Genomic DNA, 16,215 nt, shown 5'->3' with positions numbered 1-16,215 from the left:
GGGTCGGCCGGGCGGGCAGGCGCCCGCGGGCGCCGCGCGGCGGCCGCACGGCGCCCCGCTCCCCCGGCCCGAGGCCACGCCCGTCACCCGCCGGCTGCGGGACCGCTCGCAGACCCCGCCGCCGGCCCGGCCCCGCCCCCGGGACCGGCAGCACACCCCCGCACCCGGCGGACGGCCCGGCACGGCACGGCAGCGGCTGCTGCGGCAGCGGCTGGTCGTCTTCGTCACCGTGACGATCGGCGTCGCGCTGGCCATCGCGGCGGCCCAGGGCTGCGAGAACCGGAGCAACCAGGGGGCGCGACCGGCGGTCGGGCAGAGCGCGACGGCGGGTACGGGCGGCGGCGGTGGCGGTGGTGGCGGTGGCGGCGAACTGGCCGTGCCCGGGACTTCCGTGGACGTCGCGCCGCAGGCCTCGGCGACCCCGCTCCCGACCCCGCTCCCGGCCGCCGCGCGCGGCACCGCGGACAGTGCGTTGGCGCCCGCGCAGGGGCCCGGGCCCGTGGTGGACTGGCCCAACCGCAGCTACCCCGACGCGGCGGGCGGGCCGGCCGTCACCTTGAAGGACGGGCGCTCGGTCGGCGGCGGGCCGCAGATCGCGCTGAGCGCCGTCCTGCCCGCCCGGTACAAGGGGCAGCCGGCCGCGGTCGTGGTGCTGCGGCGGGTGGAGGGATCGGCTCCGGTCGACCTCGTCCAGCTCTACACCTTCGCCGGGGACTCGCCCGTGGCCACCACCTCCCGGACCTCCACCGCCGACCCGCAGGCCACCGCCGCCTGGCGCCTGGACGGCAGTGCCGTCGTCCGCGAGGAACGCGTGGCCGCCACCGGCGCGATCATCTCCACCCGCTACACCGCGCGGGCCGACGGCACCCTCGACGAGTCCTGGCCCGGCGCCGGCGCCTCCGGCGGCACCGGCCTCACCGCCCCTCCCCCCGCCGCCGCCCCGGCCCCACCCACCGCCCCGACGGGCTGAGCGGGCGAGCTGGCACAGGAAGTCGAGTTGGCCGACTTCTGGTGCCTCGCCCTGTGCCAAGGGCGTGAGGTGGACGGCACAGCCCCGGCGGCGGCTCGTCGGAGTCGAGCACAGAAGGTCGGCCCGGCCGACTTCTGGTGCGGCGGCGGGGCTGCGGGCTCAGGGTGCGCGGCTGACCGGGTGGTCCTGCGGCGAGCGGAGCGGCTTCCGGCACAGCAGCGGCGACATCGGGCCTGGAAAAGACCGCACAGGAAGTCGGGCTGGCCGACTTCTGGGGCCCGGCGGGGGTTGGTGGGCAGCCCGAGGCGTTGGCGGCGGGCGGGCGCGAGAGGTTGAGCAGGGCCGCAGTGGTGAGGTAGCCGGCGCGGTACAGGCGGCGGGCATCAGAAGTCGGGCTCGCCGACTTCTGGTGCCGGCCCGCCGGGCGAGCGGCGGGGGTCGGGGCTGCCGACTTTCGGCGCAGGTAACGGGCCTTGAGCAGGTGCAAGAGCTTCCGGGGGCGCAGCAGAAGTCGAACCGGCCGACTTCTGGTGCCGGCCAAGGGTGGCACCAGGTTCGCCGGGTGAGCGGCCTGTGGCGGGGCGACCTCTGGGGGTCAGGGGGTGGTGACGGCGTAGAAGGCTACGGCGGCGGCGGCGCCGACGTTGAGGGAGTCGATGCCGTGGGCCATGGGGATGCGGACCGGGTGGTGGGCGGCGGCGATGGCGCGGGGGGTGAGGCCGTCGCCTTCGGCGCCGAGGAGGAGGGCGGTCCTGGGGAGGGTGTGGGGGGCGAGGGTGGCGAGGTCGACGGCGGTGTCGGCGGGGGTGAGGGCGAGGAGGGTGAAGCCGGCGTCGCGGACGGTGTCGAGGGCGGCGGGCCAGGGGTCGAGGCGGGCGTACGGAACCGCGAAGACGGCGCCCATGGAGACCTTGACCGCGCGGCGGTACAGCGGGTCGGCGCAGTCGGGTGAGAGCAGGACGGCGTCCATGCCGAGGGCGGCGGCGCTGCGGAAGATGGCGCCGAGGTTGGTGTGGTCGACCAGGCCTTCGAGCACGGCGACCCGGCGGGCCCCGGTGAGCAGGTCGGCGGCGTCCGGGAGGGGCTTGCGCTCCATCGAGGCGAGGGCGCCGCGGTGGACGTGGTAGCCGGTGACGGCTTCGGCCAGGCCGGGTTCGACGACGTGGACCGGGGCGTCGGCCTCGGCGATGACGTCGGTCATCACGTCGAGCCACTTGGCGGTGAGCAGCATCGACCGCATCCGGTAGCCGGCCGCGAGGGCGCGGCGGATGACCTTCTCCCCCTCGGCGATGAACAGGCCCTCGACGGGTTCGCGGCGGCGGCGCAGTTCGACGTCGGTCAGACCGGTGTAGTCGGCGAGGCGCGGGTCGGCCGGGTCGGTGATGGTGCTGGGTTCGGACACCCTGTGATCTTGCCAAGCCGGGACGGGGAAGGCCAAACGGCGGAGGTGACGGGGTGGTCCCGGGCTACTCGGAGTGCAAATATGACGGTATGGCCCGAAATCCGGGCCGATCCTGGGCTCCGTCGGCCTCTGGTGCCACCGGCGACGCCGGCTCCCCCGGTGGGCGCCCACACGGTCGGCTAGAGCTGCCACGCGCGAAGCGGTCGAGACCGGACCGGCACTGGTCGGTGGCCGGACAGGTGTTCGCGCTGCAGATCCTGATCGTGCTGCTGCTGGTCGCGGGGGCCGCGGTGGCGCTGGTGGTGCAGTCGCACAACGACGCCGACCACGAGGCGAGCAACCGGTCGGTGGCGGTCGCCCAGGCCTTCGCCAACTCGCCGGGCATGGTGGACGCGCTGCGCTCCCCCGATCCGACCGCGATCCTCCAGCCGAAGGCGCAGTCCGCGCGGATCTCCTCGGGTGTGGACTTCATCGTGGTGCTGAACAACCAGGGCATCCGCTACACCCACCCCAATCCGGCCCGGATCGGCCAGAAGTTCATCGGCACGTACGAGCCGGCGCTGCACGGCCAGGTGGTGACCCAGCACCTCACCGGCACCCTGGGCCCGCTGGTGCAGGCGGTCGTCCCGGTGTACGCGCCGGACGGTTCGGTGGTCGGGCTGGTCTCGGCGGGGGTCACCCTGAGCAACGTGTCCACCGCGAGCGAGCGCCAGCTGCCGCTGGTGCTGGGCGCGGCGGCGGGCGCGATAGGGCTGGCCACGCTGGGGACGGCGCTGATCAGCCGGCGGCTGCGGCGGCAGACGCACGGGCTGGGCCCGGTCGAGATGACCCGGATGTACGAGCACCACGCGGCGGTGCTGCACGCGGTGCGCGAGGGCGTGATGATCGTCGGCGGGGACGGGCGGCTGCTGCTCTGCAACGACGAGGCGCGCCGGCTGCTGGACCTGCCGCCGGACGCCGAGGGCCGCCCGGTGACCGAGCTGGGCCTGGAGCCCGCGCCGCTGGAACTGCTGACCGCCGACCGGCCGGTGAGCGACGAGGTGGTGCTGGCCGGGGAGCGGCTGCTCGCCGTGAACGTACGGCTGACCGACCGGGACGGCGGCCCGCCCGGCTGCGTCGCCACGCTGCGCGACTCCACCGAGCTGATGGCGCTGACCGGCCGGGCCGAGGGCGCGCAGCGGCGGTTGCGGCTGCTGTACGACGCCGGGCTGACGGTGGGCAGTTCGCTGGACGTGACCCGGACGGCGGAGGAGCTCGCGCAGGTCGCGGTGCCGCGGTTCGCGGACTTCGTCACGGTGGACCTGGCCGAGCAGGTCCTGGCGGGCGAGGAACCCCCGCCGGTCGGCGCGCTGGGCCGGATGCGCCGCACCGCGCTCGCCGGGATCAGGGACGACGCGCCGTTCCACCCGGTGGGGACGGTCCTGGAGGTGGTGCCGGCCACCCCGCTGGCCGGGGCGCTGCACAGCGGCGCGCCCGGGCTGGAGCCGCGGCTGGCCGAGGCGCGGGGCTGGCGGGAGCAGGACCCGGAGCGCTCGGCGCGGGTGCTGGCGTACGGGGTGCACTCGCTGGTGCGGGTGCCGCTGCGGGCGCGCGGGGTGCTGCTGGGGGTGGTCCGGTTCTGGCGGGCGGACCGGGCCGAGCCGTTCGAGCCGGAGGACCTGACGCTGGCCGAGGAGCTGGTGGCGCACGCGGCGGTGTGCATCGACAACGCCCGTCGCTACACCCGGGAGCACGAGATGGCGGTGACCCTCCAGCACAGCCTGCTGCCGCGGAGCCTGCCCGAGCAGAGCGCGCTGGAGGTGGCGCACCGCTACCTGCCGGCCCAGGCCGGGGTGGGCGGGGACTGGTTCGACGTGATCCCGCTGCCGGGCGCCCGGGTGGCCCTGGTGGTCGGCGACGTGGTCGGGCACGGGCTGCACGCGGCGGCGACGATGGGGCGGCTGCGCACGGCGATCCACAACTTCTCGACGCTGGACCTGCCGCCGGACGAGCTGCTGGGCCATCTGGACGAACTGGTGAACCGGATCGACCAGGAGGAGGCGGGCGGCGCCGGGAGCGCCGGGCTGACCGGGGCGACCTGCCTGTACGCGATCTACGACCCGGTGTCGCGGCGCTGCACGCTGGCCGGGGCCGGGCACCCGCCGCCGGCCGTGGTGGACCCCCAGGGCCGGGTGACGTACCCGGAGCTGCCGACCGGGCCGCCGCTGGGGCTGGCGGTGCTGCCGTTCGAGACCGTCGAACTGGAGCTGGCCGAGGGCAGTCGGCTGGTGCTGTACACGGACGGGCTGGTGGAGGACCGCGAGCGGGACATCGACGAGGGCCTGGAGCTGCTGCGGACGACGCTGAGCGGGCCGCCGAGGACGCCCGAGCAGACCTGTGCGGACGTGCTCGGGGCGATGCTGCCGGCGCACCCGCAGGACGACATCGCGCTGCTGGTGGCGGAGACCAGGGTGCTGGCGCCGGACCGGGTCGCGCAGTGGGAGGTGCCGGCCGACCCGGCGGCGGTGGGTGCCGTCCGGGCGCAGGTGGCCCGGCGGCTGGCCGACTGGGGGCTGGACGAGGCGGCGTTCGTCACCGAGCTGATCCTGAGCGAGCTGGTGACCAACGCGATCCGGTACGGCTCCGGGCCGATCCGGGTGCGGCTGCTCCGCGACCGCTCGCTGATCTGCGAGGTGTCGGACGGCAGCAGCACCTCGCCGCACCTGCGGTACGCGGCGACCGAGGACGAGGGCGGGCGCGGGCTGTTCCTGGTCGCGCAGTTCGCGGACCGCTGGGGGACGCGCTACACGGCGACCGGGAAGGTCATCTGGACGGAGCAGCCGTTGGAGTAGGAAGTCGGACGGGCCGACTTCCCACTCCGTGGGCCTGCTACCGCTGGAAGGCGGCGGCCAGGACGTTGACCACGTCGCCGACCACGATGACCGCCGGGGGCTTGACGCCCTCGGCCTCGACCACGGCGGCGACCGTGGCCAGGGTGGCGTCCACCCGGCGCTGGGCGGCGGTGGTGCCCTCCTGGACGATCGCGACCGGGGTGTCGGCCGGGCGGCCGTGCTCGACCAGCTTGGCGGCGATGGCGCCGATCTTGTCCACGGCCATCAGCAGCACCAGGGTGCCGCTCATCCCCGCGACGGCCGTCCAGTTGGTGACCGAGCGCGGGTCGTCCGGGCCGACGTGGCCGGAGACCACGGTGAACTCCTGGGTCAGGCCGCGGTGGGTGACCGGGATGCCGGCCGACTCCGGGACGCTGATCGAGCTGGAGATCCCGGGCACCACGGTGACCGGGATGCCCGCCTCGGCACAGGCCAGCAGCTCCTCGCCGCCGCGGCCGAAGACGTACGGGTCGCCGCCCTTGAGCCGGACCACGAACTTCCCGGCCTTGGCGTGGTCGATCAGCGCCTGGTTGATCGCCTCCTGGGTCATCTGGCGCCCGTAGGGGATCTTGGCGGCGTCGATCACCTCGACGTGCTCGGGAAGCTCCGCGAGCAGCTCGCGCGGGGCGAGGCGGTCGGCGACCACCACGTCCGCGTCGGCGAGCAGCCGGCGGCCACGCACGGTGATCAGGTCCGGGTCGCCCGGGCCGCCGCCGACCAGGGCGACGCCGGCGCCGCGGGTGCGGTACGAGCGGGCGGCCAGCGAGCCGTCCCGCAGGCCGCCGACGACGGCGTCGCGCAGGGCGGCGGAGTGGCGCGGGTCGCCGGTGAGCACCGCGACGGTGGCGCCGCCGTCACGGCCGCTGGCCGGGGTCCAGGCGGAGGCGGCGGAGGCGTCGTCGCTGCGGGAGCAGAACACCCGCTCGCGCTCGGCCTCGGCGCTGACCGCCGTGTTGACCGCCGGGTCGTCGGTGGCCACCAGGGCGTACCAGGCCCCGGCCAGGTCGCCGTCCGCGTACGGGCGGGCGTGCCAGGTCAGCTCGCCCGCGTCGGCCATGGCCTGGACGGCCGGGGTGGTGGCGGGAGATATCAGGTGCAGGTCGGCGCCGGAGGCGATCAGAGCGGGCAACCGCCGCTGCGCGACCTGTCCGCCGCCGACCACGACGACGCGACGGCCGGCCAGCAGCAGGCCCACCGGGTAGGGGGTCAGGCCCTCGGTGCTGGGGTGCGGGGTGGGCGCGCTCATCGGCGGTGCTCCTGATCGGGATGAGGGTGTGGGGAAGTACGGAGATACGCCGCTCCGCGGGCCGGCGCGCCCTCGGGCCGGTCCGCGGAGCGGTGAGGTGGTGCGTCAGGCCTTCTCGGTGACCCCGGCGGAGTCGAAGGTGGCTACATCGTGCATCGCGCGGGCCGCACTCTGCACCAGCGGCAGCGCCAGCAGGGCACCGGTACCCTCGCCGAGCCGCAGGTCCAGGTCGATCAGCGGCCGCAGGCCGAGCTTCGCCAGCGCGGCCTGGTGGCCGGGCTCGGCGGAGCGGTGGCCGGCGATGCAGGCGGCCAGCACCTCGGGGGCGATCGCCTTGGCGACCAGCGCGGCCGAACCGGCGATCACGCCGTCCAGCACCACCGGGGTGCGCAGCGAGGCGGCGCCCAGCAGGAAGCCGGCGATGGCCGCGTGCTCCAGGCCGCCGACGGCGGAGAGGACGCCGATCGGGTCGTTCGGGTCGGGCTGGTGGAGGGCCAGCGCGGCGCGGATGACCTCGACCTTGCGGGCGTGGGTCTCGTCGTCGATGCCGGTGCCGCGGCCGGTGACCTCGGCCGGGTCGAGGCCGGTGAACACCGAGATCAGGGCGGCCGAGGCGGTGGTGTTGGCGATGCCCATGTCGCCGGTGACCAGCGCCTTGTTGCCCGCCGCGACCAGGTCGCGGGCGGTCTCGATGCCGACCTCGATGGCCTGGAGGGCCTCCTCGCGGGTCATCGCCGGGCCCTGGGTCATGTCGTCGGTGCCGGGCTTGACCTTGCGCGGCAGCAGGCCGGTGGCCCGGCCCTGCTGGACGGCCTGCGGCAGCTCGGCGGCGACGCCGACGTCCACGACGCAGACCTCGGTGCCGATCTGCTTGGCGAAGGAGTTGATCACCGCTCCCCCGGCCAGGAAGTTGCCGACCATCTGGGCGGTCACCTCCTGCGGCCACGGGGTGACGCCCTGGGCGTGCACGCCGTGGTCACCCGCGAAGATCGCCACGCAGGCGGGCTCCGGGATCGGCGGCGGGCACTTGCGGGAGAGGCCGGACAGCTGGGCGGAGATGATCTCCAGCATGCCGAGCGAGCCGGCCGGCTTGGTCATCCGCTTCTGGCGGTCCCAGGCCTCGCCGAGCGCCTTGGCGTCCAGCGGGCGGATTCCGCGCAGGGTGTCGGCGAGCAGGTTCTGCGGCTCCTCGCCGGGCAGCGCGCGGTTGCCGTACTGCTCCTCGTGCACCACCCAGGCGAGCGGGCGCTTCTTGGCCCAGCCCTGCTGCTCCAGCTCCGGCTCGTCCGGGAACTCGTCGACGAAGCCGACGCACAGGTAGGCGACGACCTCCAGGTGCTCGGGCAGGCCGAGCTCGCGGACCAGCTCCTCGTCGTCGAAGAAGCTCACCCAGCCGACGCCCAGGCCCTCGGCACGGGCGGCCAGCCAGAGGTTCTCGACGGCCAGCGCGGCCGAGTACGGGGCCATCTGCGGCTGGGTGTGCCGGCCCAGGGTGTGCCGGCCGCCGCGGGTGCGGTCGGCGGTGACCACGATGTTCACCGGGGTGTCGAGGATCGCCTCGATCTTGATCTCCCGGAACTGCTTGGCCCGGCCCTTCGGCAGCGAGTCCGCGTACGCCTCGCGCTGGCGCTCGGCCAGGGCGTGCATCTTCCGGCGGGTCTTCGCCGAGCGGATGACCACGAAGTCCCAGGGCTGGGAGTAGCCGACGCTGGGGGCGGTGTGGGCCGCCTCCAGGACGCGGATCAGCACCTCGTGCGGGATCGGGTCGGGGCGGAAGCCGTTGCGGATGTCGCGGCGCTCGCGGATCACCTGGTGGACGGCGTCGCGGCCGGCGTCGTCGTAGCCGGGGGCGGCGGGGCCGCGGGGCTCGGCGGGTTCGGCGGGCTGCTCGTCCTCGGCGGCCGGGGCGTCGGTCGGCTCGACGGCGGCCTCGGGCTGCTGGTCGGCCTGCGGCTGGTCGGCGGGCTGCTCGGCCGACGGCTGGTCGGCCTGCGGCTGCTCGGTGGCGGCCGGGGCCTCCGGCTGCGGCTGCTCGGCGGCGGGGGCCTCCTCCTGGACGGCCTCCGGTCCGGCGGCGACGGGCTGCTCGGCCTGCTCCGGCTGCGGCTGCTCGGCGGCCGGGGCCTCGGCGGGCTGCTCGACGACCTCGACGACCTCGACGGTCTCAGCGGTCTCGACGGTCTCGACGGCCTCGGTGACCTGCTCGGGAACGGGCTGCTGCGCGGCCTCGGGCGCGACGGCCTCGACGGGCCGCGCGGCGGCGGCCTGCTCGGCAGTCGGCTGATCGGCCTGCTCCGGCTGCCCGGGGACCGGCTCGGCCGGGGTCTCCGCGGCCGGCTCGGCCGGGACGGCCTCCGGCTGCGGCTGCTCGGCCTGCTCCGAGTGCTCGGCGGTCGACTCGACAACGACGGCCTCGGCACCGACGGCCTCGACAGCGACGGGCTCGACAACGACGGCCTCGGCCTGGACCGGCTCGGCGGCGGGGTCCTGCTCGGCGGCCTCGGCGACGACCTGACCGGAGGGCATCTCCCCCGTACCGGCGGCGGTTTCGGCCACCGGCTCCGCGACGACCGCCTGCGCGGCCTCGGCGGGCTGTCCGGCCTCCTGGACCGCCTCGACGGCAGGGGCCTGCTCGGCAACCGGGGCCTGCTCGACGGCAGGGGCCTGTTCGGCGGCCTGCGGCGCGTCGGCGACCGCTATGGGGACGGTCTGCTCCTGGACCGCCGCGACGGCCGCCGGGGCCTGCTGGGCCGCCTCGACCTTGGGCAGGCCGTGCGGGGTCGGCGCGGCGAGGAAGGCGGAGATCCGGCGCGGCTGACCGGCCGGGGCGGGGACCTCGGCCGGCTCGACGGGCGCGGCGGACTCGCCGGCACCTTCGACGGCCACGACCTCGACGGCGGCACCCTCGACCGCGGCGGTCTCCACGGCGACGGTCTCCACGACGGGGATCTCCACGGCCGGGGCCTCGACGAGCACCGTCTCGACCGCGGGGCTCTCCACCGCGACCGCCTCGGCGGCCGGCTGAGCGACGGTCTCGGCCGCGACCGGCTCGACCACGACGGCCGGGTCCGGCTGGACGGCCTCGGCGGCCGGCTGGACCGGAACGCCCTCGGCGGCCGGCTGGACCGGAACGCCCTCGGCGGCCGGCTGGACCGGAACGCCCTCGGCGGGCGGCGCGGCCAGGACGGCGTCCGGGGTCCCGACGACCTCGATCACCTCGATCGCACCGATCGCCTCGACCGCCATCAGGCCCTCGACCGGCGGCGAGGCCAGCGGCACCTGCTGGTAGCCCTGGGCCTGGGCGACCTGGTGAACCTCCGGCCCGCCCTCGACCGTGGAGGGAGTCGGCGGCACCGGCGCGGCGGGCGCCACCGGGGCGGCCTGCGGCACGACGCCGGGAGCCTGCACGACGGGCTCGCCCATCGGCGGCCGGCCGACGACCGGGATGCCGTGCGCGGGCGTGCCGCCCTGCGACGGGCCGCGGTCGGCCAGCGAACGGACCGGCACCTGGCCGGTCATCAGCGAGGGGTCCGGGATCGGCGGGCCGGCGTGCAGCGGACGCCGCGGCTGCTGAGCCTGCGTCATCGGCTGCTGCGGGTACGGCTGCGCCTGGGCGCCCTGCGCCGGCGGCTGCTGGAACTGCTCGCCGCCGAGCACCGGCGGGTCGACCGGCGGCCAGGAGGGCTCGACCGGGGTGCCGTCCGGCTGCGCGAACGGGGCCTGCTCGGCGCCCCAGGAGCCCTGCGGGCCGGGCATCAGCAGGACGTCGTCCTCGTCGTCCAGCCCGTCCGGCTGGTCGACGAAGTGGAAGGCCGGGCGCTGGGCGCCCTGGTCGACGGCCCAGCCGTCGCCCGGGGCGGCCGGGGCCGGCACGCCGGGGGCGGTGAAGTTCGGCTGGCCCTGCGGCGGGATCACGCCCGCGCCGGGGGGCACCGCGCCCGACAGGACGCCGAGCGGCGCCGCCGGGTTGGGGATCACGCCGCCGTCGGTCGCGACGCCCTGCAGAGGTGCAACGCCCGCGACGCCCTCCGGTCCGCCGAGCGGGTCGGGCCCGGCGTGCAGGTGCTCCGGCAGTCCCTCGCCCGGGACGTGGCCGCCATCGGTCATTGTCAAAGCTCCTTCCAGGCCGCTGCCGCGCCCCTTGGCGACGCGATCCACCGACCGCAGCGCCCATCCGCACGGGCCGGGCCTGCACCGACCCGCCCCTCAACCACACGTGGCCGCCGCGCCGTGGCGCTGCGGCCCAAGTCCTTCCGGCGCGCTGCGGCACCCCGGCCCGGGCACCGCCGGTGAAGGCGGTGCACCATCTGAGTCAACGACAACCCGGAGCAACCGGCACGACCGCACCGGACCCTACGGCATTCTCCAGGTCCGGCACGCGGCCCGTCGAATTGCCCACACTTCGAGCGGAACCGGATTGCACCACGTCAAAAAGGTGACAAACCGACCGAATCGGGTGGGTCGTCGGCGGATGGAACCGCCTGGGACGCCACACTACCGGCCCGGCGCGGTGACCTCTCGAATCAGTGTCCGGATGCGACCTGGATCACCGCGCGGTGGGTCCGGCGGCCCCGGCCCGCACCCGAGGCCTTCACACGATCTGCTCACCCCAGAGCAGCAGTGCGCCGCCCGCGCCCGCCCCGAGCGCCAGTGCGCCGCCCTCCTCGCCGGCCCGCAGCGGGGTCGACTGCAGCAGCGCGCCGTCCGCGCGGTAGCCGGCCCCGACGATGGCCCGGTGGACCTCCTCGGCCTCGGCGAAGGTCCGGGCCAGCGCCACGAAGCGCTCCGGCCTGCGGGCCAGCACCGCGCGCACCACGTCCAGGTCGCCGGACTCCACCACCGCCGCGTCGGGCTCCGGGAGTCCGCCCAGCACCTCGGGCCCCTGCCCGTACACCGTCTCCACCTCGACCCCGTAGCGGCGGGCGTTGACGGTGAGCCGGGCGCAGGCCGAGCGGGAGGCCTCGACCGCGACGACGGCGGCGCCGAACCGGGCCGCCTCCACCGCGAGGGCGCCGCTGCCCGCGCCGACCGACCAGACCAGGTCGCCGGGACGTGCACCCAGACGGGCCAGCACCAGGGCGCGCACGTGCGCGGGCAGTGCCTCCGACGCGCCCGGCTCGCCCTCCGTGCGCCCGGCGCCCGCGTAGGCGTCGCCGGGGAGCGCCCAGCCGCGTTCCGCGCCGGGGTAGCCCAGCGGGCGCCCCGCCAGCCAGCCGGCCGCCTCGCCGACCGCGCCGGCCTGGGCGCCGCCGCCGATCACCAGCACCACGTTGGGGTCGCGCCAGACGTGGTCGGCGATCCGGTCGGAGGTGAGGACGGTGACGTCCTCCTCCGGGGTGCCGAGGGCCTCGCAGACCACGAAGGTCCGGTGCACCCCGCGCAGCATCAGGGCGAGTTCGCCCGGACCGGCGCCCGGGGCGGTGAGCACGGCGACCTTGGGGTGGGCGCGGCAGATGTTGGCCGCGCGGCGCAGCCGGCCGCCGTGGGCGCTGACCACCTGGGCGTCCTCCCAGGGCATCCCGGCCCGGGCGAAGGCGGTGGCGACGGAGGAGACGGCGGGCAGGACTTCGAGTTCGAGGCCGAACTCGGGGCGGCGCAGGGTGCGCACCACGCCGAAGAAGCCCGGGTCGCCCTCGGCGACCACGACGGCGGCGCCGCGGTGCTCGGCGATCGTGCGGGCGGCCTGCTGGATGTTGCCGAGGGCGATCCGCTCGGCGTCCTCCGGCACCGGGAGGGCGTCCAGTTGGTAGGAGGCTCCGGCGACCAGGGTCGCCGCGGCGAGGGCCGCGCCGGCGGCCTCGGTCAGTGGCGTGCCGTCCCACCCGATGACCGTGATCCGGTCAGCCATCTGCGGCCGTTCTCCCTCGGCTCGTTGCGCGACTCCTCGCGCGGCTCTTCGCGCCGGCTGTGCGGCGCCGGTGGAGAGGCTACCGGGTACCGTCCCCCTGAGGTCGACAACTCGCACACATGTCCGCGCCGCGGGGGTGACCAGCGGGGAAGGGCGTGGCGGATCAGTCGCGGAGCACGTAGCGGTGGTCGCCGTGCCAGCCGTCGCGGTGCAGTTCGGGCGACTCCAGGTCCTCCGGGAGGAGGCTCCACAGGATCAGGTCGCTGCGGGTCTCCGCGACGAGTTCCCCGGACTCGCCGCGGACTATCCAGGCACTGCGCAGCACGCCCTCGCTGATACCGCCGATCTTCTGGGCGACCTGCTGGGCGGCGGTGTTCCCGGCGGCGGTGCGCAGTTCCAGGCGCAGGAAGTCGCGGTCCTCGAACAGCCACTGGGCGACGCCGAGGACGGCCTCCGGGGCGTAGCCCTCGCCGCGGGCCCAGGCGGCGGTGACGTAGGAGATCTCGGTGCTGCGCAGCCGCCAGTCGGTGTTGCGCAGTTCGACCAGGCCGACCAGGCGCTGGGTGAGGTGCTCGGTGACGGCGAAGACGATGCCGCGGCCGTGGGCGCGGTGGGCGGGGGCGAGGGTGCGGGCGAGCTCGGTCGCGTACTCCTCGGTGAAGGGGTGCGGGAGATCGGTCCAGGCGAGTACGAGGTCGTCGGCCATCATGGTGGCCAGCCCCGGGGCGTCGTCCTCCGCAAGGGGCCGCAGCAGCAGCCGTTCGGTGCTGATGGCGGTCTCGGGGAAGCTCGCTGCCATGCCGTCTCTCCTCGCCGGGTCGTGAACACAACACCGTACGCCTCCGTCACGCCCCGGTTGCCATGCGGTGCGCCGCGCGCACGACGGTACGTCAGAACCCGGTCTGCCGTGGTGTCCCTGGTGCATACTGCCCGACCGGGCCCCCGCCGAGGTGCGGCGGGGGCCCGGTCGGGCGTCACAAGGTATGACCGTACGACGATCAGGTCGTTCAGAAGGCCGGGATGACCGAACCCTGGAACGTGTCGTTGATGTACTTCTTCACCTCGTCGGAGTGCAGCAGCTCGGCCAGCTTCTTCACCCGCGGGTCGTTCTCCTTGCCCTTCTTGACGGCGATGATGTTGGCGTACGGGTTGCCCTCGGCCTTCTCCAGCACCAGCGCGTCGGTGGCCGGCTTGAGGCCCGAGTCGAGCGCGTAGTTGCCGTTGATCACGGCGGCGTCGAGGTCGGCGATGGAGCGGGGCAGCTGGGCCGCCTCCAGCTCCTTCCACTTGAAGTTCTTCGGGTTGGCCGTCACGTCCGCCGGGGTGGCGGCGGTGCCGGCGCCGTCCTTGAGGGTGATCAGCTTGTTGTCGGCGAGCAGCTTGAGCGCGCGGCCCTCGTTGGTGGCGTCGTTGGGCAGGCCGATGGTGGCGCCGGACGGCAGGTCGCCGATCGACTTGACCTTCTTGGAGTAGACGCCGAGCGGCTCCAGGTGGACCGGCTCGACCGGGACGATGTCCGTGCCGTTCTTCTTGTTGAAGTCGTCCAGGTACGGGACGTGCTGGAAGTAGTTGACGTCGGCCGAACCGTCCTGCACCGCCGTGTTGGGGGTCACGTAGTCGGTGACCTCCTTGATGTCGAGCTTGAGGCCCGCCTTGGCCGCGAGGTTGTCCTGGACGAACTTGAGGATCTGCGCGTGCGGGGTCGGGCTGGCCACGACCTTGAGCGGCGCGTTCGGGTCCGAGGAGGAGGAGCCCGAGCTGCCGCAGGCGGCCAGGGACAGGGCGAGGCCGGCGGTGGCGAGGACACTGGAGAACTTCAGAACGTTGCGCACGAAAAGTGCCTTTCTGCGTGGTGCGGGGAGCCGCGTCCGGAGGTCGGACGAAGGAGGTCTAGGAGGCGACGAGGTCCTCGTCGGGGGTGGTGGCCCGCGGGCGGAGCAGGCGGGTGCGTCCGCCGCCGCGGCCCCGGTCGCCGAGCCGGCGCACGGCGTAGTCGCCGGCCAGCTGGATCACCGTGACGATGATCGCGATCTCGGCCACGATGATCCACATGAAGGTGGTCTCGAAGCGCAGGTAGCCGTAGCGGTAGGCGAGGTCGCCGAGGCCGCCGCCGCCGACCGTGCCGGCCATCGCGGAGTAGCCGATCAGGGCGATCACCGTGGTGGTGACGGAGGCCACGATGCCGGGCAGCGCCTCGGGCACGAGCGTCTTGCGCACCAGCGTCCAGGTGCTGCCGCCCATCGCCTGCACCGCCTCGATCAGGCCGCGGTCGACCTCCCGGACGTTGGTCTCCACCAGCCGGGCGAAGAACGGGATGGCACCGACCGTCAGCGGCACGGTCGCCGCCTGCCAGCCGAGGGAGTTGCCGGTCAGCCACCGGGTGAAGGAGATCAGCGCGATCATCAGGATGATGAACGGCAGCGAACGGGCCAGGTTCACGACGGCGCCGAGCACCTTGTTCACCGGCTGGTTCTGCAGCGCCCCGCCCTTGGAGGTGAGCACCAGCAGCACCCCGAGCGGCAGGCCGAGCACGACCGTGCAGAGGGTCGCGACACCGACCATCTGGAAGGTCTCCTGGGTGGCCGGCCACATCAGGTCCTGCATCTGGTCCCAGCTCAGGCCGCTCATGCCACCGCTCCGTTCGCCCTGCCGTTGCCGTCCGAATCGAGCAGGGCCACTTGCAGGCCCTGCTCGCGCAGGTAGCCGATCGGCACCACGTTGTCCTGGTGGCCGCCGGGCAGCTCGACGCGCATCCGGCCGACCATCCGGCCCGCGATCGTCTCCACGGCGGCGCCGAGGATGTTGATGTCGATCTGGTAGGTGCGGGCCAGCTGGGAGACGAAGGGCTGCGCCGGGGCGTCGCCCTGGAAGGTGATCTCCAGCACGGTCGTACCGGGGTGGCCGGTGCCGAACTCGCTCAACGGGAACAGCTCGCGGGCCAGCTCGGAGCCGGGCTCCGCCAGCAGGTCGGTCAGCTCGCCGGACTCCACCACCCGGCCGCCGCGCATCAGGGCGGCGGAGTCGCAGACGGACTTGATGACGTCCATCTCGTGGGTGATCAGCAGGACCGTCAGGCCCAGCTGCTGGTTGAGGTCGCGCAGCAGCTTGAGGATCGAGCGGGTGGTCTCCGGGTCGAGGGCCGAGGTGGCCTCGTCGGAGAGCAGCACCTTGGGGTCGCCGGCCAGGGCGCGGGCGATGCCCACCCGCTGCTTCTGGCCGCCGGAGAGCTGGTTGGGGTAGCTGCGGGCCTTGTCACCGAGGCCGACCAGGTCGAGCAGCTCGGCGGCCTTGCGGCGGCGCTGGGTGCGGTCCAGGCCGATGATCTCCAGCGGCAGCTCGACGTTCTGCTGCACCGTACGGGAGGAGAGCAGGTTGAAGTGCTGGAAGACCATGCCGATCCGGCGGCGCGCCTCGCGCAGGTCCTTGCCGGCCCGGTTCTCCCCGCCGGACAGCGCCGTCAGGTCGACCCCGTCCACGGTGACCGTGCCGGAGGTCGGGCGCTCCAGCATGTTCACGCAGCGGATGAGGGTGGACTTGCCGGCACCGCTGGTGCCGACGACTCCGTAGACCTCGCCCGGGCGGACGTGCAGGTCGACGCCGGCGAGGGCGGTCACCTCGCGGCCTCGGGAACGGTAGACCTTCGTCAGGTCCGTGGTGGTGATCACAGGTGCTTCCGTGGGTCGGGGGCGGGCGGCGGTGTCCACCGGCCGACCGGGTCGCGGTCGGCGGTGTCCTGCGACGCCCCGCCAGGGGGATCCGGACCTGCCACCCCTTGATCGTGGCCGTAGAACGACCGGGCCGCGCGACGGCGTGGCCCTAACGAGTCATCGACGGCCGCGGGTGGGCGGGCACGCCGGAGGGGAGGGTTCCGGGAGGAGG

The 16,215-nt window shown here is 74.9% G+C and carries 9 protein-coding genes and 1 pseudogene; 2 read left to right on the top strand and 8 right to left on the bottom strand.

The genetic code is table 11. The features are described 5' to 3' along the window. Positions 1-970: pseudogene (locus ACFV8H_RS35420) on the top strand (hypothetical protein); the annotation flags it as partial. 595 nt (positions 971-1,565) lie between these two features. Here the strand turns inward: ACFV8H_RS35420 and ACFV8H_RS35415 are convergent. Next, complete coding sequence (locus ACFV8H_RS35415) at positions 1,566-2,372, bottom strand: TrmH family RNA methyltransferase (protein ID WP_380408082.1); 807 nt, start codon at positions 2,370-2,372, stop codon at positions 1,566-1,568. Positions 2,373-2,461: 89 nt separating this feature from the next. Here ACFV8H_RS35415 and ACFV8H_RS35410 point away from each other — a divergent pair, with 89 nt between their 5' ends. Beyond that, a complete protein-coding gene (locus tag ACFV8H_RS35410; RefSeq protein ID WP_380408080.1) occupies positions 2,462-5,203 on the top strand; it encodes a SpoIIE family protein phosphatase in 2,742 nt (913 codons plus the stop codon). 37 nt (positions 5,204-5,240) lie between these two features. Here ACFV8H_RS35410 and cobA read toward each other — a convergent pair whose 3' ends face one another. The 7 genes from cobA to ACFV8H_RS35375 form a co-directional block, all read right to left on the bottom strand. Continuing rightward, positions 5,241-6,488: a uroporphyrinogen-III C-methyltransferase gene (gene cobA / locus ACFV8H_RS35405; protein ID WP_380408078.1), complete on the bottom strand. Its 1,248-nt coding sequence runs from the start codon at positions 6,486-6,488 to the stop codon at positions 5,241-5,243. A gap of 105 nt (positions 6,489-6,593) precedes the next feature. Beyond that, positions 6,594-10,595 carry a nicotinate-nucleotide--dimethylbenzimidazole phosphoribosyltransferase gene (cobT, locus tag ACFV8H_RS35400; RefSeq protein WP_380408076.1) on the bottom strand — a complete coding sequence of 1,334 codons (4,002 nt, stop codon included), beginning with the start codon at positions 10,593-10,595 and terminating at the stop codon, positions 6,594-6,596. A 484-nt stretch (positions 10,596-11,079) separates the two neighbouring features. After that, positions 11,080-12,336, bottom strand: a complete 1,257-nt coding sequence (gene cbiE, locus ACFV8H_RS35395) for a precorrin-6y C5,15-methyltransferase (decarboxylating) subunit CbiE (protein ID WP_380408074.1) — start codon at positions 12,334-12,336, stop codon at positions 11,080-11,082. Between the two features lie 163 nt (positions 12,337-12,499). Continuing rightward, positions 12,500-13,135 (bottom strand): GNAT family N-acetyltransferase, encoded by a 636-nt coding sequence (locus tag ACFV8H_RS35390; protein ID WP_375890931.1) that lies wholly within the window; start codon positions 13,133-13,135, stop codon positions 12,500-12,502. 208 nt (positions 13,136-13,343) lie between these two features. After that, a complete protein-coding gene (locus ACFV8H_RS35385; RefSeq protein ID WP_375890929.1) occupies positions 13,344-14,168 on the bottom strand; it encodes a MetQ/NlpA family ABC transporter substrate-binding protein in 825 nt (274 codons plus the stop codon). A gap of 58 nt (positions 14,169-14,226) precedes the next feature. Continuing rightward, entirely contained in the window at positions 14,227-14,955 is a 729-nt protein-coding gene (locus ACFV8H_RS35380; protein WP_380408086.1) for a methionine ABC transporter permease, read from the bottom strand. Positions 14,956-14,960: 5 nt separating this feature from the next. Continuing rightward, the gene (locus ACFV8H_RS35375; protein ID WP_380408071.1) at positions 14,961-16,001 is read right to left on the bottom strand and encodes a methionine ABC transporter ATP-binding protein; all 1,041 of its coding nucleotides are present in this window, start codon (positions 15,999-16,001) and stop codon (positions 14,961-14,963) included. Between the last annotated feature and the right edge of the window lie 214 nt (positions 16,002-16,215).

This window comes from Kitasatospora sp. NPDC059827, assembly GCF_042731675.1.
Classification (GTDB): Bacteria; Actinomycetota; Actinomycetes; order Streptomycetales; family Streptomycetaceae; genus Kitasatospora.
The sequence above is the reverse complement of the archived record's forward strand: the minus strand, read 5'-3'. Positions and strand labels throughout refer to the sequence as shown.

What these genes read in the sequence shown, in the direction of transcription:
- ACFV8H_RS35410 (WP_380408080.1), top strand. Translation starts at nt 2,462, where the DNA reads ATGGCCCGAAATCCGGGCCGATCCTGGGCTCCGTCGGCCTCTGGTGCC.
- ACFV8H_RS35390 (WP_375890931.1), bottom strand. Translation starts at nt 13,135, where the DNA reads ATGGCAGCGAGCTTCCCCGAGACCGCCATCAGCACCGAACGGCTGCTG.
- cobA (WP_380408078.1), bottom strand. Translation starts at nt 6,488, where the DNA reads ATGAGCGCGCCCACCCCGCACCCCAGCACCGAGGGCCTGACCCCCTAC.
- cobT (WP_380408076.1), bottom strand. Translation starts at nt 10,595, where the DNA reads ATGACCGATGGCGGCCACGTCCCGGGCGAGGGACTGCCGGAGCACCTG.
- cbiE (WP_380408074.1), bottom strand. Translation starts at nt 12,336, where the DNA reads ATGGCTGACCGGATCACGGTCATCGGGTGGGACGGCACGCCACTGACC.